This window comes from Peribacillus sp. GL_122 (assembly GCF_057835005.1).
Genome location: NZ_CM174415.1, coordinates 1,880,656 through 1,905,698, shown reverse-complemented (window position 1 = coordinate 1,905,698; position 25,043 = coordinate 1,880,656). Strand labels below are relative to the sequence as shown.

Sequence of the window (25,043 nt, the reverse complement as noted above, 5' to 3'; positions counted from 1 at the left end):
GAAGAAAATCCAAATAACGCAACCTTATTGGAATACTCTCTTTCTTTAAAAATACTTTTAGAAATATTTTATACTTTCTTTAAAAGTTAAAACACGATGAAGCTAAGCTTTCATCGTGTTTTTTAATCGTTATGGCTGTATTCCCAACTCAACTAAAATTGATTCTAATGTCTTACCTTTATATATTTTCTTTGGTTTTGGAGCATTATCGACATGCTCATTTTGCTTGAGATAGTTTGTTTGAACATATTTCATATCTTTAGCATCAACTATTCCATCAAAGGTGATATCCGCTGCACGCTTCTTTGTTTTCCATGCATTTTGAATTTCAATCGCATCTAGAACATCAATGACATTGTCTTGGTTTACATCACCTGCAGTAATATCAAGGGCAGGTATCCAGCGATTTTGACCGAATAACTCACCATTGTGCTCAAAACCTATACCAGAATTTAGTTTTTCTTTCGTGACAAAGTGGCCTGGGACTTTCATTTCAATTGTGAAGGCATTTGTGCTTAACGGCAGCTTGTTGAATACATATTGTCCATTTTCTTCTACCGTTGATGTCGCATCGAACTCATTTCCTTCTGAATCAAAGATTTTCACTGTACCGCCAACCTTGCTCCAATCCCTTTTCTCTGTAACAGTACCATCTTCATTTTTAAATCCTTGCGGAGTGACATAACCTCTAGCCATTGAGAATTGAGGGTTAACCTTCCAACTTAAATCAGATTTTAACACACTGCTTGTCTGATTATTAGCATCCATTACGCTCACAATCGGATTAATCGCTGCTCCAAGGGTATATTGATCATCCTGAACCTTTAACGTAACCTCAACGACTTTTGCATGGTCTAATGCTTTACTCTCTTCATTAAATTGGACAGTAACGACCTTGTCTTTAATCGTTAAAGAGGCTTTGTCCGAGAATTTGCTGTGAAGCTTCGCATCAACTAACTCTACGCTATCTAAACCTCTGTCAAAGTCTCCGTCACCATTAAAGTTCCATTCCGCCTTTGACACTGCGTTTAGGTTATCTAATGATAGCGTTGCTTTTACCGTATCGCCTGTTTTCACCTCATACTTTTCGCCAATAGCATACGCGACAGGTGTACCTTCTTTTACAAAGTAATATTGCTTTGTAGCTGGTTTGTTTCCTGCCATATCATAACCATTCATGCGGAATTGAAGTGCTGGGATGGATTCATCCAGAGCGATTTCTTCGACAAACTTTCCTTCTTTATCCATTGGAATTGGCGTAGAAGGGAAACCACCTTGACCCCAGTAATACACCATCGAGTTCGATGATTGATCGATATTTACGCCCAATTTCTTTAGTTCGTCAACGGTTGGATCTGTGATTTGAATTTCGAATGGATATGTTTCTTGACCTGGCTTATATTCAATAAATGGAGATTTTCCATCAAGTGAACTTTTGAAGCTCGGTGCATCGAGATCGATGAACAAATGCTGCGTTTCAGTTGTAACCTTCCCGGAAGTACCTGTACCAATGAATTTCAACTTGTAATGTCCCGGTTGCACATAACTTGCTTCTTCCGAAATGGGCTGTTTTGAGTTTCCTGTAAACTCATAATAAGTTCCATTAAATGCATTTAATCCATAATCTACATTGTCATAAGCGTTTTCTAAATTTATTGTTCCGACCAACCCGAGGTCCTTTCCTGTTTTGCCATCTTGAAGAACGACATCCATTTTTTCCATTGGTGCACGAAGGTTAAAATCAGCAAATACAAATGGAGTACGCATAGGATCCCATCCTACTTGGTTTAAATAACTTGGGGAATAGGCAGGATTTAGTAGTCCAACCTTATTAAACCCATCTTCCATTGTTCGGAAGCTGAAAGGAATCCGATACTGCTCTGATGAATTCGCATTGTTTGTTAATGTAATATAACCTTCGTAAATTCCATCTTTTGCTTTCTTAGGAATAAGCAAACGTGGTGTTACTTTTTTGAAGTCTTCACTTTTTACAGAAATTTTGCTTGGAATATCCAACTCCACTCCGTTTTCCTTCAAGCTGTTTGAACCATTCGATTCAGTTACAGATACACTGAATGTTTTGTTTACTTTATCATTATTTTCAATAGTGATTGATTTTTTTAGATTTAGCTTTTTATCTGCATAGTGAACATCAAAGCTGAGTCCGCCCGTCAATTCTTTTACCTTGATTAATTCCTCAACACCTGGAACAAATGTTTTATCGTTAATTTTGAAGCTTGTTCCACTATACACAGCTTGGTATGGATCAACTCTTCCTGCTCCAACTTCAAATACACTGTAGTCTCCGTTGAGAGGATCTGCCGTATTCATTAGAACGGCTTTAATATCTTCCGGCTCTAATTGCGGATTCGCTTGAAGCATGAGTGCTGCAATCCCCGCTGTATGAGGAGTAGCCATAGATGTTCCAGAATATCTTGAATATGCATATTGATAGTTTTCTTGATGTTCAGCGTCCACCATATAAGAAGGGATTGTTGAGAGAACACTTACTCCCGGTGCCGTCACTTCTGGCTTCATATCGTATGTTTCTCTTGCCGGGCCTCTTGAGCTAAAGTCCGCTAAGTGGTCACCTTCTGTCTGTTTATCCGCGTATTTGGAGAAAGTAAAATTCGCTTCACCTGCTTGAATCTGTGCTTTAATGCTTTCTCCCGCTTCTTTTGTTAAAGAAAATGACGGCACAAAGTCAACGGACTCACCAAGATTTGCATTAATCTGCCCTTCCACATTGTTATAAAGAAGGACGGCGGCTGCTCCATTTTGTTTCGCATTGCTGACCTTTTCCGCTAAGGCGAATTCTCCGCGTTCCACAAGTGCAATTTTCCCTTTTACATCCTTGCCGGAATAATCAGAGCCATTTCCTAAACCGACATTTACTACCTCATAGGATTTCCCTTCCCATTCCTTTAATTGGTCTGAATAGTGGCGTGCCAAACTAACAAGTTCGATCGAATCTTTATTTCCGATTTTCCCACTGAAAGTAGAAACCGCCATCGGCACATCACTCGCCCCGACTGTCAAAGCAAGTGCTGCTGAGCCAGGTGAACCTAATGTATAATCATCTGATCCTGCATTTCCAGCTGCTACAACTGCTGTTACATCATTAAGGACAGCATAGTTAATGGCAGTACTGGTTGGATCATAAGGATCATTGATGTCCGATCCGAGGGAAAGGTTGATAACATCCATGCCATCGTTTACAGCTTTTTCTATACCTGCAATGACCCCTTCAGATGATCCTGAGCCATATGGTCCAAGAACACGATACGCATATAAATCCACATCAGGAGCCACACCTTTCACAGAAACCTCTGCATTCGTTCCTTGTCCAGCAATGGTACCTGCGACATGTGTTCCATGGGAAGTATAATAGGAAGAACCGGACCAGCTAAATTCTGGTTGCCCCGACGCTTGCCAATCCTTGTACGTTGCCTCCATTGGATCATTATCTTGATCAACTAAATCGTAACCGCCCTTATAGGCATCCTTCAAATCAGGGTGGTTGTAATCAATCCCTGTATCAAGAACCCCAACTTTGATTCCTTTTCCTGTAATACCTTCATTGTGCAGCTGGTCAATTTTTAAATATGGAATACTTTCAACGGATGTACCAGGGGCTGATTTCTCTCCCATAGCGATCGGATCGACCTTAAATTCTACATCTTTATATACTGCTTTTACGACTTCGGATTGTAAAAGCTGCTCTACCTGATTAGCTGGCAGCTTCATAGCTACCCCGTTATAAACGGTCTTAAAGGTAGAAGTGATTTTATGACCTGTTTTCTTGCTTCTAAGATTAGTAGATGGAAGAATCGATTGAATGTCTTTATTAAACTGAGCATGTTCCTTTTCTACTTGATCATCCGCATGTTTTTTAGAAAGCTCCTTTCCTTTTACATTCGCATCCAAGACTGCAACTTTTCCCGGCTTTGATTTAAACTGGACGATGACCGAGATTTCTTTATCCTTTTTTAACTCTTCCATTTTAAATCCTTGCAATCCGACATTATCTGTCATTTCAAGTTTATTTAACGCTTTTCGTTGTTCACTTGTCAACGAAGCCAAGACGTCTTCTGCCTTTATATTCGCTGCATTTGCATAAGGAATGAAAGGCGTGTTTGCTGATGATAGCAGCAAGCCAGCTGACAGCGTAATCGCCGCTGTTCGTTTAATGAATGAATGAATTTTCATATGTTCCCTACTTTCTTAGTTAAATAGAAGGTTTCCGAAAAATATCCCTTTCTAAAAATTTAAAATATTCATACAATAATATTAATTGCTTTTCTATTGGATTGCTATTGGGTTAATTTTAAAGTGCTTTATACCTACTTATTTAAAAAATGTTATAAAAAAAGCATTATCCCTGAGAAAATTAGTTAAAAAGACCTGAATCCATTTTTATAAATTGGGGTTTTCTTTAGTAAAATAAGAAAATATGAATTCCATTGAGTGAGTTGAGGAGGGGAAGGTCTATACTTAAGTTGCAGCAAAAAGGTTTATTCCCGAAAATATCCAAATTAACTTCCAAGTGTTATTCTATTATCAGGCCCAATTGTTGAACAAAGATCAAACAGCATTGTTGAACTAACCTGCCTTTAGCTACATAAGAAAAAGAGCTGCCGAAGCAACTCCCTTTTTAAAGTAAAGCACCCGTTAGTTCAACAAGAGAAATTAGATGAAACTTTCTTTGGTCATTTTTAGTTTTTTAATCCTCTTTCTCCTAACCCTTTTTCAATCCTTTTTCTATCAACTTCTTCTACCCAATCATAGTATTTCTCATAAAGTGGACGTATCTGGTCTGCTTCACGGGCTATGACTTCGCACCCTCGGTCGTCGTAGACAAAGAAAATAATGTCTTTTGTGATGTTCACAAAGAAAACATCAGGATAAGCAATGGAGTATCTCCCAAACTTTGGTTTCAATGGAAAATCCTCATTACTCGCTGCCTTAAGTAATTCATTTACACGTATGTCTTCTCGTTTACACAGCAAGGAAAATTGTTGCATCTCAAATTCTTCTGCTTCGTCCAACTCGAAGGGATAAGGGTAAGTTTTCACCTGAATTCGATTCAAATTATTTTTACACTTCAGAAACGGCTGGTATACCTTCAGTTTTCTTGTACGTTTCTCTTTTGTTTTGTGCTTATATACATTCGTTACAAGGAACAAGTCGTCATTTTGCTCAAACAATTCATTAAAAATTGTGGAGGTTTGCTTATATACTAGACGAAATCGTTCAAGATTGAGTTCATCATTTTCTTTGAATTGATAGATTTCCCCACCAAGTGAAAAGTGAATGCCAATGTCCCATTGAGAATAAATGCTTGGGACTAATTCGACAGTTGGAAAACTTCCATTAAGATAGTCCATTATATTCATTTACTCATTCTCGCTTTCGTTTACATCGAATTCAAGATATCCGAAAAAGGTTTGGATTTTTATACATAAATAGTTAAAGTGAAAATAATACAGCATTTCATCTTAAACTATCCTGCCCCGTTAGTGCCATAAGAAAAAGGTTGCCTCAGCAACCTTCCTTATTGAAGTAAAGCACCTGTTAGTTTAAGTACATTTCTTCACAAACTTATATTAGTTCGCAACTAAGATTTAAGAACATAATTGATAAATTCTGTTTTTTCTTTAGTGTACGCTTCACGATCATTGCTATATTTTTTTGCTAAATTTCTTTTAAGAATAGCGTATTCATCAATAAACTGCTGATTAGTCCGTAATAAATCACGAAAAAGTAGCTGATTATCCCACCGTTCTTCTCTCCCTCAAGTAAAATATGTAAATGTACTACTCGTTTGTCGTTAATTACTTTCACAAAAAATCTTTGCCAAGGTCGATTGTCTATGTTAGGTGGTACATAATTCCAGTCGTGATTAGCTAACAATGAAGATATTTCTTTTATTTTTTGAAATGAATCAATTTTAGCCATTAAATCAATGATTGGTTTAGCTGGTAAATTTGGAATAGATGTACTTCCATAATGTTGAATTTCCGTTATGCCGAAAGTTGAAAGAAGAATAAGAAGAAGTGCTTTTTCCTGATTACCTTTTTCTACCCACTTGGGATTTGGTTCGACAATGTCTATTGTCTCATTAGCCCAAACGGGCCATGTGCTTTCATCATGAATATCTTTCATTTTACTCTCCCTCAAGATTTTAATTTTTTCAGTTTCAGAAAAATCTTAGTACCTGCATTCTTTTACAAACCTGCCTCGATAAAAGAAAAAGCTGCCTTAAAGACAGCTCCGATCTTCAGCTAACGCACCCGTTAGTTCATTAAGAAAGCCTTTATGGAAGCAAAGAAAAGAAAATAAATAAAGAGATAGCAATATTCATATACCCCCAAAATCCTTTTCTGTCTTTTTGAAGTTCGGCTAATCCTGTCACCAACATAAGTGCCCCAAGGAAAAACATATAATATGGAAATAACTCAAAGGTTTGAGTTATTAGACTATAACCCTGATAGAACAATAACCACTATTGTTAAGATAATTCTAACCATTTTCAAGAATATATTTCCCCCTAAAAATTAAGTTCTGTACAATTTCTTTTTCAATCATACCATTTGACACCTTTTCATTTGTGTGAAAATGGAAATTCCTTCTTTCACTATCCTGCCCCGATAGTTTATTAAGAACAACAAAATAAAAAGGACCCTTGGTCCCTTAAAAATACTTTCTATACAAGTCTCTCCGCATTGCACCACTTAGATATGCATAAATTTTTGTGGTTTCACTTTTTTCATGACCCATTAAATTTTGAATCACTTCTAGAGGGGCTCCATTATTTAATAAATTTGTAGCGTAACTATGTCTAAGCTGGTGGGGATGAATGCTCTTTTTTATGTCCGTTCTCTTTGCTACCAGTTTTAAAATGTTCCTCGCTTGAGAAATACTCATTCGATGGGGTGCGCGTGTTGTCACAAATAGTGCTTCCTCATGATCTTTTCGCTCACTTAAATATCGCTTCAACCATATTTCACAACGAGTATTGAAATATACTTCTCGTTCTTTACGCCCTTTACCTAAAACGATTGCTGATTGATTAGAGAAGTTGATTGAGGCCTTATCTAGAGTTATTGCTTCACCAATTCTGCATCCTGTTGAATACATAAACTCAAATAAAGCATTTTCGAATGTTGTATGACATGCTTCCCGCAAATGTTCAATTTCTTCTTCAGACAAGTATTTTGGAACCCTTAATTCTAATTTTGGTTCCTTGATTTTGGAAGCAGGATTTCCATTAATTAAATTTTCATCCTGAGCCCATCTAAATAAAGATTTAATAAATCGAATTCTGTGACCCAGACTGGATGGCTTAAGCTTTTCAGCTGCTTTTCCGAGATAAACTTTAAGAGAATTAGTTGAAAGTTCTTGAATGGATATATTTCCAAAACTATTCACCAACAAGTTAAATTGGACGTAATAGGCCTTTAATGTTTGTGGAGAATAACCTTGGATTTGCTTATCTGCCTTATATAAACCCCATACATCAGTTAAGATCATATTTGTTTCTCTCCAATCTATACCCTATTAATTGACAGTATAGACAAAAGAAGAACTATTATACTAGATTAGTAGATTTTTATATTAAGCAATAACACCTGTTAGCTAAAGAAGAAAAACTGCCTTAAAACAGGCTTCAATCTTCAGCTAACGCACCTGTTAGTTCCATAAAAAACATTACGAACCACTTATAAATGCTATACCAAAAATACTACGAACCATATAAAAGCAATACCAAAATCTAATAACATCTGCCTCTTATTTTCCTTTTTTAAAAAACTTTCAAATCCATCTATTATTGAACCAATTCCTAATAAAAGAATTATATATTTAATGAAATTAAAATTAAAATCATTAATTATAACTAATATTAAAATTAAGCCCATTAATATCCTCATTAAATAACTAATCAGTATAAATGGTTTAGTACGTTTAGTACTTTCTCTTTTTTCAAAAAACAATCCCATTACATATTTCAACTTATTTGACACTAAATTTCCCCCATAAACTACAAACTGAATTTAATAAACTATACCATAAAGTAAACGGGTCTTCGTCAACTAACCTGCCCCGATAGTTGCATAAGAAAAAGCTGCCTTAAAGACAGCTCCGATCTTCAGCTAACGCACCCGTTACTTTAAGTACAATCTTTCACAAACACCATACTAGCATTACCATAAGTATTCAATATTTCTTAAGATTCTTCCTCCGTTAAATGGCCCTTTCGTGCAAAAAGGACGCTTTTCCTATTCCGGAAATGCGCCCTTTTATGGAATAATTAAAATCTGGATCAGCCCTAAAAACACTCAATTTTACTTAAACAATACCAGCTAATAGGTTGTCAATATCTTTCTATAATCCTTTTTTATATTTATTTTATAGTTATACTTTTTACAGAACTCCAAGAGCCATAATATTTTGTTCCTGACAATGTTTTGTACGCTTTTAATCGAACATAATATTTTTCACCCTTTTTTAAAGAGTTTATTGTTTTAGATACGGTATTTTTGTTTGTGATTGTCACATTCTTTGTTGTACTACTAGTAAACTTGCTGCTAGTAGAATACTGAATTTGGTACCCTGTAGAAGTAGAAATCTCCTTCCAGTTCACTTTCATACTTGTTGAGCTACTCTTTTTAACACTCGATAATGTAACAGTAGCCGGATTTGTTGTAGAAGTGAGAACACTGCTGTAGGATCCATAATAATTTGTTTTCCCTACGGTTTTATATGAACGAACTTTATATTGATACGTTGTTCCGGCACTTAGTTTGCTAATTGTATAACTGCTCGCGTTACTTGTAATTGTCTTTAACAGTTTACCCTTACTATCATACTGATAGATTTTATAGCCTGTGACTTCACTTTGTTTTGTCCATATCAGTTTTAAAGAGTTTGTCCCTCTGCTAGATACTTTTAAGCTTTTTACTTGAGCAGGGTTTACCGTTACATGTCTTTCTATATTTACAGTGTTTCCATCACTGTCCATTACCTTGTACGTTAAGGTGTAGCTACCCACCTTCGTCGAGTTCACACTTCCGGCAACTTCTATACTTGATGTCAGTTCTCCATCTTCTGTATCTGTTGCAGTCACACCATTTTTAATATCAAAGCTATCTCCTACTTTGATTGTTGCAGCTTTGGTCCCTTTGATCATAGGCTTATCATTACTTCTTACTCTCACTTGTCTTTTAACCTCTGTTGTATATCCATCACTATCCGTCACCTTGTACGTTAAGGTGTAGCTGCCCACCTTCATTGGGTCCACACTTCCGGCAACTTCTATACTTGATGTCAATTCTCCATCTTCTATATCTGTTGCAATCACGCCTTTTGTAACATCAAATCCATCTCCTAGTTTAATTGTTACAGCTTCTACCCCTTCAAATACAGGTGGATACAACCATTTAGCATATATCGTTACACCTGTTGTAGATTGATCCCAAACTGTTGTGTAATTTCTGTCTAAATACCAGACAAATAAGTGGTTTTCCTCAGTACTTCCAAAAGGAGCTCTCCCCATACTCGTTAGACTTTTCGGGATGGTTACACTTTTTAATTGATTATCCTTAAATGCCCCATCCCCTATTCTTGTCACGCCTTCCGGGATGGTTACATTTGTTAGTTGATTTCTACTAAATGTATAATATCCTATTCTAGTCACACTTTCTGGGATGGTTACTCTTGTTAGTTGATTATCACTAAATGCTCCATCCCCTATACTTGTCACGCCTTCCGGGATGGTTACATTTGTTAATTGATTTCTACTAAATGTATCAGATTCAATACTAGTCACACCATTTGGAATAGTTACACTTGTTAGTTGATTATCCTCAAATGCAGATGACCCTATCCTAGTCACTCTTTCCGGGATGGTTACTCTTGTTAGTTGATTATCCTGAAATGCATAAATCCCTATACTAGTCACACTGCTTGGAATGGTTACACTTGTTAGTTGATTCGAATGAAATGCCATCCCCCCTATACTTGTCACGCCTTCCGGGATGGTTACTCTCGTTAATTGATTTTCACTAAATGTATGAGATTCAATACTAGTCACACTGTTTGGAATGGTTACACTTGTTAGGTGATTATCCTGAAATGCATAAGACCCTATTCTTGTCACACTGTTCGGAATGGTTGCACTTGTTAGTTGATTCGAATGAAATGCATGATTCCCGATACTCGTTACACTGTTCGGAATGGTTATACTTGTTAGTTGATTCCAATGAAATGAATGATCCCCGATACTCGTTACGCTATTCGGGAGAGTTACATTTGTTAATTGGTTCAAAGCAAATGCATAATCCTCGATACTTGTTACACTTTTCGGAATGGTTATACTTGTTAATTGATTTGAAAAAAATGCAGATTCCCCTATCTTAGTCACACTTTCTGGGATGGTTACACTTTTTAATTGATTAGAATAAAATGCACTTTCACCTATACTTGTCACGCTATTCGGAATGGTTACACTCGTTAATTGATTACCACGAAATGCTTCACTCCCTATCTTGTTCACACTATTTGGAATGGTTACACTTGCTAATTTATTAGAACGAAATGCACTATCTCCTATACTTGTTACACTATTCGGAATGGTTACGCTTGTTAATTGATTACCACCAAATACATCATTCCCTATACTTGTCATACTATTTGGGATGGTTACACTTGTTAGGTGATTATCACTAAATGCAGATGATCCTAAACTAGTTACACTTTTCGGGATAATTACACTTGTTAGGTGATTATCGCTAAATGCAGATGACCCTAAACTAGTTACACTTTTCGGGATGGTTATACCTGTTAGGTGATTATCACTAAATGCATAATTTCCTATACTAGTTACACCTTCTGGGATGGTCACTCTTGTTAGTTGATTACTACTAAATGCACTATCTCCTATACTTGTCACACTTTTTGGGATGGTTACACTTGTTAATTGATTCCAAATAAATGCACCTTCCCCTATACTAGTCACATTATCCGGGATGGCTACACTTGTTAGTTTGTTACTACTAAATGCACCTTCTCCTATCTTAGTCACACTTTCCGGGATGATTACACTTGTTAGTTGATTAGAACGAAATGCATAATACTCTATACTAGTTACACTTTCTGGGATGGTTACACTTGTTAATTGATTAGCACTAAATGCTTCATTCCCTATCTTAGTGATACTTTTTGGAATTGTTATATTTGTTAATTCATTATGGCGAAATGCACCATTCCCTATACTTGTCACACTATTTGGGATGATTACACTTTTTAATTGATTACTACTAAAAGCATAATTTCCAATACTTGTTACTGGCATTTCATTCAGTTTACTTGGAATTTCCACGTTTTTAGCGTCTCCAAAGTAATCTACAATTTCAACTGTTCCATTTAAAACATTATATTTGAAATCACCTTCTTGTAGTGTTTCCGCAGATGCCTGAATCATTGAAATTGGTATAAAACTCAATAACAATGTAGATAATACTATTATCTTAAATATAAGTTTCATTGAATCCTCTCCTTTTTTGAAATCAATACTAAATCGTTTAAAACCAACTATACTACTATACAAAATAGGGATACACATTACTAGGTTCTAGTGCAAAAATCCCAAACTATCTGCAAGTAATCTTCTAAGCTTTGACATACTGATATGATTACTCTATAAAAGGTGCGTGATCAGTATGGAAAAGCAAAATCTATTCAAGTGGAAACATGCTTATTCTATGAACTAATAAAATTGTCATAGGCTTTATTCGTTTTTTTATAATTACCTTCTTGTGTACCTACTCCATATTCAATACAGGCCTTTATGTATTCTTGTAAAACTTTTTCTATAACCACTTACTTCATACCTTTCTCACATCTAACGCCTTTGGCGTTCTTGTTGAGCTAACCTGCCCCGATAGTTCCATAAGAAAAGAGCTGCCTTAAAGACAGCTCCGATCTTCAGCTAACGCACCCGTTAGTTTAAGTACATTTCTTCACATTCTTCGCTATATACTTTAACATATATATCCATTTTAATTAGTGTTATTCCACTAATTGGCCCCACGAGGATTGCTTTGCTAATTGCCAAAAAGGAAAAAAAGTGTGTCCAGGGTTTACCTAGGCACACTTTTTTTAGAATCAAGGTGAATTCCAAAATAAAGAAGCAACTAACGGAAGGATTCCAGCAATTAAAACTACAAAACTATTCCCGACTAAACCAATCAATTTTGAAACACTTTTTTTGGCCATTAATGAAACAACGATTCCTACAATTGGCACTAAGATCAGTATGGCCAATGTTAATTTACCAGGCAAAATTTCTATTCCAGAATATATACTAACAGCATAGAGGCAGATGGTTAGGATAAATATAAAAACAGATATAAGACCTAAATTTCTTCTCATTATTATTGTCTCCTATTCTCATAATTCCTTTTATGGTTCCGAAATCCCATAGGCTAAAGTTAGGGCCAAAGTAAAAAGAGTTAAAGCGATAAAAAATATGCTATTCGATATAACACTGATTACTCTTATACCAAATTGCTTTGTCTTGATTCCCAAAATCAGAGCTACTAAAAATCCAATATCAATTATAAAAAATAAAAAAATGGGTATCCTTAAGTCCGAGTTTGGGAAAAATCTGCCGATATAAAAAACCAGTAGTGCAGCAATCACTAAAACTACAGTCAATATCATTGGTATAGCTGCTTGTTTATTAACTTTTTGGTTTTCCAAAATATCACCCCTACCTCCATATTACCAAAATTTACCTAAATGGAAAAGGGAATAATCTCTGTAAAATATTTAGATTAATCATAGAAACACTCTAAAAAGCAATCCGGCTGAGAAGAGTACTGTTATCAAATTTTGAGCTATATAAAAAACCAATCCTAGCAAGGTTCCATCAGTTGTTATGGCGCTTTGTGAATACACTAAGCTTATTCAACTAACCAGGGCTGCCATAGCAACCCTATTCCCTAATTTTTGCATATAACGTGGAACGTGGAACTCCTGTAGTTTTTACTATGTCATTTACACTCATTCCGTTTGTTTCACGTTCATTATATAGCTTGATAGCCCGTTTTAAAGTCTTTTCATCTTGCCCTGGTCTTCCCATATGTTTCCCTTGCCTTTTTGCTCTCTCCCGGCCTTCTGTTGTTCTTTCTACAATAAGATCACGTTCAAATTGTGCGAATGAACCTAAAATATTAAAAAGCAGTGTTTGTAAGCTGTTTCCTTCGTTTGAACCATCAAACTTCATATCTTCTTTTACAAATCTTACATTAACCCCTTTTTCAGCTAATTCATGAACTATCTTATTTAAGTCCATAATAGAACGAGCTAAACGATCTATTTTAGTTACTACTAATGTATCTCCTTCTCGTGCAAATTCAATAGCTTCAAAAAGTTGAGCTCTTTGTTTTGTACTTGTTCCGGTTACTTTTTCAACAAACAGCTTTTTACACCCTTCATTTTCCAATATTTCTTTTTGCGTTTCTAAATCCTGGCCAGTAGTTGAAACCCTTGCATAACCAATTAACAATATGTATCATCCTCTGTCTATAAGTCTTAAATCTTTTATACATTAAATTATAGACTAACTTTTAGACAGGAAACAAGAATAAATAAACAAATATTATCTCTATTTTTAAGAGTGTCTTAAAGTTTTAATTTTTAGACACGTTCGTAAAGTTAATTCATAACCTAAATATAATTGTTTTTTTACAATAGTTAAATAAAACCTATATATTACCCCTGTACAATTATGCTTGAGATCTAAGAGAGGTGAGGATGAAATGAGAAAGGTATCAAAATTCATGTTGGCTGTTATGGTTTTAGTTGTGTCACTATCATCTTTAGTCGGGAATGCTTTTGCCGAAGAGCAGGAATTCCCTCGCGGAAAATCGGTTAATGTCAATGTGATGTCTTATAATATTCATCACGCCGAAGGGGTAGACGGCGTTTTGGATTTGGAACGAATTGCACGTATCATTGAAGAGGGGGAAGCCGATATTGTTGGTCTGCAGGAAGTGGACAACCATTTTTCCAACCGCAGTGACTTTCAAGATCAGGCAAAATGGCTGGCAAACCGGCTTGGAATGTTTTATACATATGCCGCAAACCTTGATTACAACCCGTTAAATGAAGGTGAGCCACGTCGCCAGTATGGGACAGCCATTTTAAGCAAGTACCCAATTTTAAAATCTGAAAATCACCTGCTGCCGAAAATTGGAAATACAGAACAGCGAGGACTGTCGGAAGTGACCATAAACGTGAAAGGTAATCATCTTCATGTTTATAATACGCATCTAGCTTTGACTTCCGCGGAACGCCAAATCCAAATTGAGGAAACAATCAATATTGCCGGTGAATCAAAAGGGCCAAAAGTTATTATGGGTGATTTGAATGCGACACCTGAAAGTAACGAAATGAAGCTAATGTATTCCAATTATATTGATGCATTTGCAAATCAAAATGAGGCATACACTATTCCTGCGGAAAACCCAACAAAAAGAATCGATTATATTTTTACCTCAAATAATATTGAAACAAATGGTGCCCGGGTGATTGACACTCTTGCATCAGATCATCTTCCAGTGATGACTACGATTGTGCTGGATCGGTCTGAGCCTTTTAATAATGGAGAAAAGTAATTTTTTCGGGGTCCCTTCGCTTTTTGCGAGGGGCTTTTTTAAAACGTGCTATCAAAAAGGATCTTTAATCGAAGATCCTTTTTTCATGCCTATAAGGGTGATTATGTGAACTAGTTCTGTATATGGTATACATATATTTTTCTAAGCAACTTGTTTAGTTTCTATTGATAAACATACTTTTCTGATTCTTATTAGATTTATATATGTAATAGTTATAAATACTAAACCAATTGCCAAAGGAATGAAATAATAGTGGCTATTAAATAATTTATCGTAGCGATCTAAAGGAGTAATATAAATGGCTGCTAAAAAGCTCATGAAACCTAATGCAAGTGTCGTGATTAAATTTAAGTTCTTATCTTTAATATTTTTATAGATGAACATAGAATTAGTCACTAACATCCACATACTTAATACAAGCAATGCATGAGGAATTCTTTCTTGATATAAAGAGTGGAAGTTAAGTATCACAATTGAAAGGATAATGAGAGCAACTATAGGTGTTGCCATAAGAATTTTGGTTTGGATATCTAAGCTTTTTATTGATAAGTTACCCTTTAAACCAATGATATTGTTGGCATTTAAAATTGAAAGAAAGGACAAGATAACGGCTAGAAATACTGCAATAAACAAAAAACCACTTCCTAAACGATAATATACAAATATCATACTACAAATACATATTGGGGTCTCGCCAGCATTTCGGAAATCTTGTACGCTAAGCGAATTTCAGCAATGATTTTGCTATTTTTGTGTACGTTAAGCTCTTCCCAAAAACGATATTAGTCCAGATTATTGAAACTTTGTTTTTGGGAATGAGTTTTGGGTCTGAAAATCAGCTATTTTCAAAGAAAAGTAGCTTTTTAAGGTTCAGTCCCAAAAAACGAGCGCTAACGGAACACCCCTTTTGTATCAACGGTTGAAGCCTTAGCGTACGTTTTCCCAAAATGTTGTCTGTACCCCTTATAGAACTAACCCACCCGACTATTGTGTTCTTCTTCCTAATTAGAGCATAAGGTAATATAACCCATTTAATTAAGTTCCTCCTTAAAAACAAATAAGGAGAGGTTTCTGTATGTCAGACGGTATTGGATTTGGTGGAGGTTTCGCCTTTATAGTCGTTTTGTTTATACTCTTAATCATTGTTGGAGCTAGCTTTGTTGGTGGAGGCTGCTGCTAAAACAGTATGAAAAAAGCCGACCTTTATTGGTCGGCTTCTTCAAATTTGATTCCTATTTCTGGGGAATAATAGCTATTTTGAACAGTCTAATTATGGTCCAGACCACAAAACGCGAAAAACTATGATAATACATTTTATGAAAAAATAAAGCCCCGAATTTCCTTCGCTTAGGATCTTCAAGGATCTCATATCTTATGCAACTAACGCACCCGTTAGTTCAAGAAGGATCAGCTTCTATAAACTGTTCATAATACTTTTTAGGGTTACTTATTTTGTTTTCAATGAAAAATTCAGCCTGGTTTTTAACCATATCAATATAGTCACTATCAATTTGACCCTTACGAGTATTCTCAACACTGCCTTCAACCTTAACATAATTTGATTGTACATTTACAATTACCGTCATTATTTTTGTATCTTTAAACGAAACTGTTCCAATAACTTCTTTATTTTCTAAATCAACAGAAGGATAGTCCACTGTTATCCCAGAGGATTTGTACACAGTAAACCCTGGTATTGGTACCATTGGTCTAATATATTTAAATGTAATATAAAGACCAATGCCAACAATCGGTATCAACAAAATTTTCAAGACAAGCGAACCACCCATTACTGTCCTCCTAACAACAATTCTCTTTCCTAAATAATACCATAAAGTTAAAGTTCCTTCTTCAACTAAACTGCCCCTTTAGTTGAATAATTACCAAAAAAATATCAATACTAAATTTTATAAAACCATTCTATACAGAGAGGATTGCATTATCATCAGAAAGTTACCTTTGTTAATTTTGCTTTTTTCATTTTTCCTCCTAACTGGCTTCAATAGTGCAAATCAGTTAGTAATATCAAATATTGAAACGACTATTATAAAAGCAGAGAATATTCTTCGTTATGATATTAAATTAAAAAATACAGGTACTACTCAAATTAAAAGTGAATTCGATTACCCAGGGCATCATGTTTACGGGCTTGAAGTGGTGATAAGACCTAATGGAAAGTTAGCAACTAAAATGGAAATGGACAATAGTAGCAAGTACAAAAAAATGATTTCAATGGGTTGTGGAAGTGATGGACTCATTGACCCAGGAAATGAAGGTTCATTTAACATTGAATACAAAATTAAAGAAGGTACAGACATTAAAGATATAGAAAAATTGGCTTTTGACTCTACCTTAATAATATTAGATGGTGTAAAAATTGTTAAAGAATTTCCATTAGAAAAAATAAACGAAAATTAACTGCACTATACGCCTTAATATGACATCAGTTATTAAGGTTTTTTTATTGTTTAATTTCAAAACTCTTGTTGAACTAACCTGCCCCGTTAGTTCATCAAGGAAATCAACAACTCCTTTAACAGAGCCTTCTAATAAAAAAGAGCAGGCATTAGCCCACTCTTAGATTTCTTTAATGACTGGTTTACCCAGCATGTTCTCAGAGGACAATAGTTCCTCTAACCGTTCTTCCTCAACCTTTTTATTTCCTGGTTTCGGAAATGCATCCCCTTTACGATAAATCTTTCCCTTGTCCTGAAGGTCTTTGAAATCCACGATTGCTTGGTAATTCTTTTTCTCGCTCATCCATTACACCCCTGCTAGTTTTCCAGGATAAGGCTTTCCAAATACCTTTTGCAAGAGAATCCCGGTTGTTTATTTCCCCTTTTTTGTCCGCTCCGAACAGAACAGATTTTTCAGATTTTACCCCTTCCACATAACGTTCCATAAATTCCCCTGTTACTTCTTCATTATCAAATTCCTTGTTTTCTTCTTTGGTTTTTCCTGAAATTTTGGAACGCATAAACATTCCTTTTGTAAGTCCCACCCATTATCTTGAGCCGTCCTCAAATGTCTTGGTAAATACAGCTGCGACATATGGAGGTACATCATCACTCCCAACGGACGAAAGGCCATCCCCTGTTTCCAAACCAAACAAGATATTTTTGTTTTGGGCGGGTACTTAATAAAACTGCGTGGATACGGTTATATTTCCACCTGAAATGGCTATTTCAGCTGTACGGTTATCCCCATACGCCCTCATCGCTTCTTGTGGAAACAGCAGCAGTATCAATCAAGCGGTAACCTTCCATCAGGGCGTTATAAACTGATTCTTCGCAAACTTCTTGATCATCAATTTGATAAACCCCAAATCCAAGTATCGGCATCTCAACACCATTGTTCAGTGTAACCTATTGCATGCTATTTCCTCCTATTTTTTATTTTGTGAAACGATTGTATTAGAAGACTTTGGTAAGTATCCCCCTTTTCAATGTGCAGACGGCATAGGGGAACATAAGTAAACCTTTTTCCTCTTGATTGTCCCCCTAATAAAACAGAATGGAAGTTTGAAAGTTACATGTATTGTGAAGCTGTTGATGACCTTCTCACCAAGATAACGTAGGAGATAACAGCCAGAATACTTGTCATAAAAATTGTTATTCCGAAGGGTACGGCAGAATTTTCTCCTGCGATACCTACTAAAGGGGAAGTGACAGCCCCTAACGCAAATTGAAGAGAGCCTAATATGGCTGCCGCACTCCCGGCAATATGCCCTTGTGATTTCATTGCCAGTGTAAATGAAACCGGTCCAATCATTCCAATAGCTGCTGCGAATAAGAAGATTGCAATGAACAACGCAACAAAAGGTCCGTGAACTAGCACGACAAACAAGATCGCAGTGGTAGTGATGAAAGCTAACAGCAGTCCATTCCGAAAAATACGGTGTTCGTCCATCTGCCCTGCCAGTCGTTTGACAAGCTGTGATCCCAGAATAATCCCAAGCCCATTTAAGGCAAAAAGAACCGAAAACAGTTGAGGCGATATGCCATACATATTTTGATAAATAAATGGAGTGCCGGCAACATAGGCGAACACACCAGAGAACAATATGCCATTGACAAGCGCATACCCCATAAAGCTCCGATCTCGAAGCAAGGAACCGTAGTTTCTTAATACTTGCCTAAAATTGCTGGGAACACGCTGCTCAACAGGCAAGCTTTCTTTTATTCCCCATATGGATATGCCTGTTAAAAAAAGCCCTAAAAAACCTAGAAAAATAAACACACCGATCCATGAAGTGAACGTAGTCACCGCGCTTCCAGCAGTAGGGGAAATCAATGGAGCGACATTACTAATCATCGTCAACAGTGCCATGAATTTGACCATTTCTAGTCCACTGTAGCGATCACGAACAATCGCGCGAGAAATAACAAGCCCTGCGGAAGCAACAAATCCTTGAATGAAGCGTAAAACAATAAATATACCGATGCTTGGCGAAAATGCACATACTATAGAAATAATAAAATAGAGCAGCATCGAAATCAGCAAAGGCTTACGCCTGCCATGAACATCGCTTAAAGGACCTGCAACGAGCTGCCCCAGACCTAACCCTAACAAACTGGCAGTTAAGCTCGCTTGAATGAAAGATGCCGTTGTATTAAAATCATTCATCATTTGGGGCAGCGATGAGAGATACATATCAACGGTAAATGGACCTAGTGCTGAAAATATTGCTAACAACAAGGCAGTTCTAAAAGAATTGTTAGAAGTCTTATAATCCATTTATACACAGCTCCTTTGGCATTCTATTTTGTTTGACACGGGGTATACTGCTAAATGAGGAAGCTGCAATAATAACAGCAATTTAACGGTTATTGCCCATTAATATTACCTAACTTAAGAAGTCCGAAACTATTTGCTATTATGAAATTGTGCAATTACAAGGTTCCAATAAGAAGATCGGCTTTCTTCTTTAACTTTGTGAAGAAATATACGTAAATTCAACTGATTTTAGTGCCAGGAAAAACCAAACAGGGGCATAATCCATCTGGTTCAATGCCCCCGTTTGTTTATGCTCATTACTTCAAATTCTCGGTAAAGAATGATTCCAACCTGTCGAAAGGAATGAAATCTGTCTTGTCGTACAAATCAACATGCCCTGCATTTGGGACGATGTACAGCTCTTTTGGTTCTTCAGCCAATTCGTACGCATCTTCACTAAAGTATCGTGAGTGAGCGTGCTCGCCTATGATAAACAAAATTGGGCGCGGCGAAATCGATTTGATGTGTGTAAGCAGAGGGAAGTTCATAAATGACATGCTGCTTGTTACGGTAAATTGAGTAATTGAGTTCGGGTGATACCCACGTGGCGTAGAATAGAACTCGCCAAACTCGCGACCAATAGGGTCTGTATTTTCGTCAAATCCAATAGGTGCTCCTCGCTGGGCGAGCGTTGGCTGGCCTGCCTCAAAATCCACGTAACGTTGCCCGGCAATTGCATCCAGTATACTGTTGCGATCTTCTTCAGTAAATGAATCCTTCCAGCCGTTGGCTGTTACACGGGATATATCATACATGCTGACCGTGGCTATTGCCTTGATGCGTCTATCTACCTGTGCTGCACTGATCGCAAAACCACCGCTACCACACATACCTATTGCACCAATTTGATTCTTATCTACAAATGGACGTGTACCTAAATAATCAACGGCTGCACTGAAATCTTCTACGAATAAATCTGGAGAAGAAATGTGTCGTGGTTCACCACCACTGTATCCGTTGTATGAGGGGTCAAATGTAAGAGCTACAAAACCACGCTCAGCCATGTTTTGAGCATAAATACCAGAACCTTGCTCTTTTACACCACCATAAGGCGCGCCTATAATAATCCCTGCGTGTTTCTTTGTCTCATCAAAATCTTTTAGCATGTAAAAATCTGCTGCAATTTCGATTCCAAACCTATTTTTGTATGAAACAGACTTTCTTGTAACTTTATTACTTAAATCAAAAATATAGTTATCTGTCTTTGACATTTTTTTCACCCATTTTTCTTCAATATTTTTTAGAGATACCACAAACACCTATGACTTAAAACCCAGCTATTTCAATAGTGGAATAACCCCTCTTACTGAGTATTTTTTCACCTTCCTAATGTAGAACTAGTTAATTTTCAGGATATATATGCTGATTATTAGCCCCATGTTAACTATAAAGTTCGCTTGATAAGCAGTATTGATTATCTATTTTTTATATAATCCACCTATAGCTGTGCAATTATTGTTCTTTCGCTGTCTTACAGGCAGTTTAGATCGTAATTTAGCAACTTAGATTGTACTAGTGTCAATAACAAATCGATACTTTACATCTGATGCTAAGACACGCTCATATGCTTCATCAATTTGATCAGCAGAGATTACTTCAATCTTAGGAACAATATTATGTTTGGCACAGAAATCCAACATTTCCTGAGTTTCACGTATGCCTCCAATCGCGGAACCTGCAAATGAACGACGATGACCGATAAGGGATATCACGTTTAGGGACAATGGCTCTCCAGGAGCACCGACGTTCACCATAGTGCCATCAAGGGTGAGTAAGGAGAAATACGCATCAAGATCAATCTTTGCACTTACTGTGTTGATGATTAAATCAAAAGAACCTGCAAGCTTCTCAAATGTATCTCGGTCGCTAGTAGCATAGTAGTTGTCTGCGCCAAACTGCAAGCCGTCCTCTTTTTTATTCAATGTTTGTGATAGAACGGTCACATTTGCACCCATAGCATGTGCAATCTTGACTGCCATATGGCCAAGACCTCCCAAACCAACAACCGCTACTTTCTTGCCTGGACCAGCTCCCCAATGGTTTAATGGTGAGTAGGTTGTAATGCCTGCGCAAAGTAATGGTGCAGCGGCGTCAAGTTCAATGTTATCAGGAATTCTTACAACAAAGCCCTCGGTTACGACGATATGTGTAGAATAACCACCTTGTGTAGGCTCACCATATTTGTCGACACCAGCGTAAGTTGGAACATGTCCTTTAAGGCAGTATTGTTCTTCCCCTTTAAGGCAGTTCTCACATTTTCCACAGGAGTCAACCATACATCCGACTCCTACTCGGTCACCGACTTTATACTTTGTTACCTCGGCTCCAACATCGGTAACAATTCCCGCAATCTCGTGTCCTGGTACAAGTGGATAGTTAACGGGACCCCATTCGCCGTGAGCAGCATGGATGTCTGAGTGACATATGCCTGCAAATTTAATCTCAATTAAAACATCATGTAAATCTAGATCACGTCTTTTAATTTCTGCTGCTCGAAAATGTCTGTCAGGACCGTCGACAGCTCTTGCTTTAGCCGTTACCATTTAAAACCCTCCAATTAAATATATTTTTCAAGAGAATACTTTGTAACTAGAGGAGAAAATTAGGTTTGAAAGCTCTCATTCCTTCATTACTCCCCCTCCTCTTTTCTCTTGCAAATCAATGTTATTCCTTATAGTTAACTCTAAGTCAAGTCATTTTTTTATATTTTTTCTCATTCGTTTAGGTGACAATTCAGCTAGTAACATAGGACAATAACACATTTATGAGTTATATCTCCATTTTTTAAAAGTGATTTTGACACTCAGCAATACCCATGATAAAATCGCTTCACGTCTTAGAGTTAACTCGAAATTTATGCTTGAGGAGAATAGGAGTGAAAACAATGAACAAATATTCTATTAGTGAAGTTGCAAAAGAATTGAACCTTACAACATATACCTTACGTTACTACGACAAGGAGGGACTTTTGCCTTTTGTAGAACGAACACCTAACGGAACACGACTGTTTAAAGAATCCGATATTAATGCTTTAAAAATCATTGAATGTCTTAAATCCACCGGGATGCCTATTAAAGAAATTAAAAATTTCATTGATTGGTGTACTGATGGGGATTCCACCATACAGCAAAGATATGACATGTTCTTAGAACGTAAAGCTGCTGTAGAAGCACAGTTGGAAGAAATGAACAAGACTATGAAACTAATAAATCTTAAATGTAACTATTATAAAACTGCCTTGGAGGCTGGAACGGAAGATATTCATAAAAACGATAAAATTGGGAATTTTAATTAATATAGAGCAACCTATCCTTCAAACCTAATTTGTAGGATAGGTTGCTCTATTTGTGATATTCACTGTGCCAATAAAGCAATGCATTTCCAAAACCACTGCATGTTCTCTACTCCCACTTCATCCAACGATACAAAGTGGCTTAATCTAAAGTTAACAATAAGCCAATAAAAAAAATTAATTATTATTTATAAAATTCCCTCTTGAATTAGAGTCTACTCTAACGCTTATGCTTAGTCATGTAACTAATTATCATTACTACGTCGTGTGATAAATGGAAATTCTTGATTCTAACAGAAGCTATTCGGGGAATAGGGCTGATTCCTTCATTTTTCTAGATTGTGCAATAATCTACTCTTGCCTATGATTAGCGGGCGAAAAAGGAGGATATTGGAAAATGTCAAAGGATACAAAAGTTGCACTTGTCACTGGCGGTAATCGAGGAATTGGATATGAGCTGGTCAAACAATTGGCTTTGGAAGGTTTTAAGGTCATCTTGACAAGTCGAGATCCAATAATAGGTCATAAAATTGCCAAAAAACTTAAGAAGTCAGATTTAGACGTATCATTTCTGGTAATGGATGTAAACAATCAAGAAAGCATTCTTCAGGCCGCGATCACTGTAAATGAGCGATATGGAAGATTAGATGTATTGATTAATAATGCAGGCGTGTATTTGGATGAGGATAAAAAGTTAGTGGCTATGGACCCTTCCATTCTGGAGAAAACAATGGAAACCAATTTCTTTGGAGTTTACCATGTAATCCGTTCCTTTATTCCCCTCATGGAAAAACAAGGCTATGGCAGAATTATTAATGTTTCCTCAGAATATGGCGGGATGAGCCAATTGTCATATCCAGGAGTAGGAGCATATAAGTTGTCTAAGCTTGCCTTAAACGGATTGACACAATTGCTTGCTGGAGAAGTCAAAGGTGATATTAAAATAAACGCTGTCGATCCAGGATGGGTAAGCTCAGAGATGGGTGGACCATCTGCTCCAACGACACCTAAGCAAGCAGCTGAGTCATTCTTATGGTTAACAACAATTGGATCTGAAGGACCAAGCGGAAAATTTTTCAGAGGCGGAAAACTAATTGATTGGTAACAAAACAGTCTAAGAAATAGAATATTCAGTGTTTAGGTGTGTTGGATGAAACCATCCGCAATATGCCGACCGCATTGCTGGTGCAATTGCCTTTCCTATTTAGCAACTATCTGATGTAGTCATTAATGAAATGATAATTTGACCAACTGTTCAAGTTGGTTAATAAAAAAATGAAGTTATTGGAGGCAGTAAAATGGCAAAACATGAAGAAGTAAAAAATGGCGTTATTTTCCCAGTGGGTGAAAAAAATGAAGCATATGCTCAATTTTTTGTCGGACAAAGTTATCTTAAGACATTAATTGCAGATCCTAAAGTAAATGTAGGTGTTGGGAATGTAACCTTTGAACCAGGATGTAGAAATAACTGGCATATTCATCGTAATGGGTTTCAACTTTTATTAGTAACTGGTGGCGAAGGTTGGTATCAAGAAGAAGGAAAACCTGCTCAATTCTTAAAAGCCGGTGATGTTATTGTCACCCATGATGGTGTAAAACACTGGCATGGTGCTACAAAAGACAGCTGGTTTGAACACATTGCAATTACTGCAGGTACGCCGGAATGGTTGGAACCAGTAACAGATGAGGAATATAACAGATTAAAATAATTGGCCGGACACTTCTTGGACCCTTTCACAGGGTCCTTGCCGGACATTTTATCTTTCACAGGCTGATAATGATGGCGTTGGCTGTTCTTTTTTCTCTTCATGGGTACTTGGCGGATCATGCCAAGGTCTTCAAGTTTCTTCATTAAACGTTGAACAGTTTTAATCGTATAAAAATATATAAGATAACTAATTAAAATAACTAAAGTTGCTATTGCTCACCAAAAGACTGCTGGTTATAAAAAAGGGGGTTTTTACGTTTATAAATTGGAGAATAAAGGAATCCATATAATACAGGGAAAAGAAAATCATTATATTACGATACACACAAATTCCTCCTTTATCCATAAGTTCCTCTTTTTATCATGACCTTAAATCATATAATTTCCAAATATTACATTAAAATTCTTTATCACTATGATTTACTTTTTGGGGTGGAAGCGTTAATGTAACCGGATTTATTCACAACAAAGGTGATATGGATGCGACTGATATTCAGGTTGCAGCAGAAGATAATAAATTTTCAGGTGCATTAATACGCATCTCTGACGACTCCACTACTGTTCAATCTGGCAATAGAGTAGCATT

General features: G+C 36.5%; 21 protein-coding genes and 2 pseudogenes. 6 read left to right on the top strand and 17 right to left on the bottom strand.

Features of this window, described 5'->3' with window-relative positions:
• Positions 1-129 precede the first annotated feature (129 nt).
• The 10 genes and pseudogenes from AC3ISB_RS09275 to AC3ISB_RS09230 form a co-directional block, all read right to left on the bottom strand.
• Complete coding sequence (locus AC3ISB_RS09275; RefSeq protein WP_489276153.1) at positions 130-4,209, bottom strand: S8 family serine peptidase; 4,080 nt, start codon at positions 4,207-4,209, stop codon at positions 130-132.
• Positions 4,210-4,715: 506 nt separating this feature from the next.
• A complete protein-coding gene (locus AC3ISB_RS09270; RefSeq protein WP_480340578.1) occupies positions 4,716-5,396 on the bottom strand; it encodes a DUF3885 domain-containing protein in 681 nt (226 codons plus the stop codon).
• A gap of 221 nt (positions 5,397-5,617) precedes the next feature.
• Positions 5,618-6,165 (bottom strand): annotated as a pseudogene (locus AC3ISB_RS09265) (GrpB family protein).
• Between the two features lie 151 nt (positions 6,166-6,316).
• A complete protein-coding gene (locus AC3ISB_RS09260) occupies positions 6,317-6,421 on the bottom strand; it encodes a hypothetical protein (RefSeq protein ID WP_489276152.1) in 105 nt (34 codons plus the stop codon).
• Between the two features lie 272 nt (positions 6,422-6,693).
• Positions 6,694-7,533 (bottom strand): tyrosine-type recombinase/integrase, encoded by an 840-nt coding sequence (locus AC3ISB_RS09255; protein ID WP_489276150.1) that lies wholly within the window; start codon positions 7,531-7,533, stop codon positions 6,694-6,696.
• Between the two features lie 197 nt (positions 7,534-7,730).
• The gene (locus tag AC3ISB_RS09250; RefSeq protein ID WP_489276149.1) at positions 7,731-8,024 is read right to left on the bottom strand and encodes a hypothetical protein; all 294 of its coding nucleotides are present in this window, start codon (positions 8,022-8,024) and stop codon (positions 7,731-7,733) included.
• A gap of 380 nt (positions 8,025-8,404) precedes the next feature.
• Positions 8,405-11,545 carry a leucine-rich repeat protein gene (locus tag AC3ISB_RS09245; protein WP_489276148.1) on the bottom strand — a complete coding sequence of 1,047 codons (3,141 nt, stop codon included), beginning with the start codon at positions 11,543-11,545 and terminating at the stop codon, positions 8,405-8,407.
• A gap of 620 nt (positions 11,546-12,165) precedes the next feature.
• Positions 12,166-12,432, bottom strand: a complete 267-nt coding sequence (locus AC3ISB_RS09240) for a hypothetical protein (protein ID WP_489276146.1) — start codon at positions 12,430-12,432, stop codon at positions 12,166-12,168.
• A 30-nt stretch (positions 12,433-12,462) separates the two neighbouring features.
• A complete protein-coding gene (locus AC3ISB_RS09235) occupies positions 12,463-12,762 on the bottom strand; it encodes a hypothetical protein (RefSeq protein ID WP_350301319.1) in 300 nt (99 codons plus the stop codon).
• A 235-nt stretch (positions 12,763-12,997) separates the two neighbouring features.
• Entirely contained in the window at positions 12,998-13,573 is a 576-nt protein-coding gene (locus AC3ISB_RS09230) for a recombinase family protein (protein ID WP_480340583.1), read from the bottom strand.
• A gap of 250 nt (positions 13,574-13,823) precedes the next feature.
• Here AC3ISB_RS09230 and AC3ISB_RS09225 point away from each other — a divergent pair, with 250 nt between their 5' ends.
• Positions 13,824-14,681, top strand: a complete 858-nt coding sequence (locus tag AC3ISB_RS09225; RefSeq protein ID WP_379148820.1) for an endonuclease/exonuclease/phosphatase family protein — start codon at positions 13,824-13,826, stop codon at positions 14,679-14,681.
• A 141-nt stretch (positions 14,682-14,822) separates the two neighbouring features.
• On the opposite strand, the gene AC3ISB_RS09220 is transcribed toward AC3ISB_RS09225, so the two are convergent.
• Positions 14,823-15,314: a hypothetical protein gene (locus AC3ISB_RS09220; RefSeq protein ID WP_489276143.1), complete on the bottom strand. Its 492-nt coding sequence runs from the start codon at positions 15,312-15,314 to the stop codon at positions 14,823-14,825.
• Between the two features lie 442 nt (positions 15,315-15,756).
• Here AC3ISB_RS09220 and AC3ISB_RS09215 point away from each other — a divergent pair, with 442 nt between their 5' ends.
• Positions 15,757-15,861, top strand: coding sequence for a YjcZ family sporulation protein (locus tag AC3ISB_RS09215; RefSeq protein ID WP_376111312.1), 105 nt, complete (start codon positions 15,757-15,759; stop codon positions 15,859-15,861).
• A 217-nt stretch (positions 15,862-16,078) separates the two neighbouring features.
• Here AC3ISB_RS09215 and AC3ISB_RS09210 read toward each other — a convergent pair whose 3' ends face one another.
• Positions 16,079-16,471 carry a hypothetical protein gene (locus AC3ISB_RS09210; protein ID WP_201225391.1) on the bottom strand — a complete coding sequence of 131 codons (393 nt, stop codon included), beginning with the start codon at positions 16,469-16,471 and terminating at the stop codon, positions 16,079-16,081.
• Between the two features lie 169 nt (positions 16,472-16,640).
• Here AC3ISB_RS09210 and AC3ISB_RS09205 point away from each other — a divergent pair, with 169 nt between their 5' ends.
• Positions 16,641-17,099 (top strand): hypothetical protein, encoded by a 459-nt coding sequence (locus tag AC3ISB_RS09205; protein WP_489276141.1) that lies wholly within the window; start codon positions 16,641-16,643, stop codon positions 17,097-17,099.
• A 159-nt stretch (positions 17,100-17,258) separates the two neighbouring features.
• Here the strand turns inward: AC3ISB_RS09205 and AC3ISB_RS09200 are convergent, their stop codons facing one another.
• From AC3ISB_RS09200 to AC3ISB_RS09180, 5 genes and pseudogenes are all read right to left on the bottom strand, one after another.
• On the bottom strand, positions 17,259-17,441 hold the full coding sequence (locus AC3ISB_RS09200) for a hypothetical protein (RefSeq protein ID WP_141995123.1): 183 nt from the start codon (positions 17,439-17,441) through the stop codon (positions 17,259-17,261).
• A gap of 473 nt (positions 17,442-17,914) precedes the next feature.
• Positions 17,915-18,022: pseudogene (locus tag AC3ISB_RS09195) on the bottom strand (aldo/keto reductase); the annotation flags it as partial.
• 187 nt (positions 18,023-18,209) lie between these two features.
• Positions 18,210-19,418 (bottom strand): multidrug effflux MFS transporter, encoded by a 1,209-nt coding sequence (locus AC3ISB_RS09190; protein WP_141995126.1) that lies wholly within the window; start codon positions 19,416-19,418, stop codon positions 18,210-18,212.
• Positions 19,419-19,714: 296 nt separating this feature from the next.
• Positions 19,715-20,668, bottom strand: coding sequence for an alpha/beta hydrolase (locus AC3ISB_RS09185; protein ID WP_489276138.1), 954 nt, complete (start codon positions 20,666-20,668; stop codon positions 19,715-19,717).
• A 291-nt stretch (positions 20,669-20,959) separates the two neighbouring features.
• Positions 20,960-22,000 (bottom strand): NAD(P)-dependent alcohol dehydrogenase, encoded by a 1,041-nt coding sequence (locus AC3ISB_RS09180; RefSeq protein WP_489276136.1) that lies wholly within the window; start codon positions 21,998-22,000, stop codon positions 20,960-20,962.
• A 341-nt stretch (positions 22,001-22,341) separates the two neighbouring features.
• On the opposite strand from AC3ISB_RS09180, the gene AC3ISB_RS09175 reads away from it, so the two are divergent.
• The 3 genes from AC3ISB_RS09175 (at position 22,342) to AC3ISB_RS09165 (ending at position 24,458) form a co-directional block, all read left to right on the top strand.
• Positions 22,342-22,752, top strand: a complete 411-nt coding sequence (locus tag AC3ISB_RS09175; RefSeq protein ID WP_489276134.1) for a MerR family transcriptional regulator — start codon at positions 22,342-22,344, stop codon at positions 22,750-22,752.
• A gap of 394 nt (positions 22,753-23,146) precedes the next feature.
• Complete coding sequence (locus AC3ISB_RS09170; RefSeq protein ID WP_141995129.1) at positions 23,147-23,854, top strand: SDR family NAD(P)-dependent oxidoreductase; 708 nt, start codon at positions 23,147-23,149, stop codon at positions 23,852-23,854.
• A 193-nt stretch (positions 23,855-24,047) separates the two neighbouring features.
• Positions 24,048-24,458 (top strand): cupin domain-containing protein, encoded by a 411-nt coding sequence (locus AC3ISB_RS09165; protein ID WP_098372720.1) that lies wholly within the window; start codon positions 24,048-24,050, stop codon positions 24,456-24,458.
• Positions 24,459-25,043 lie beyond the last annotated feature (585 nt).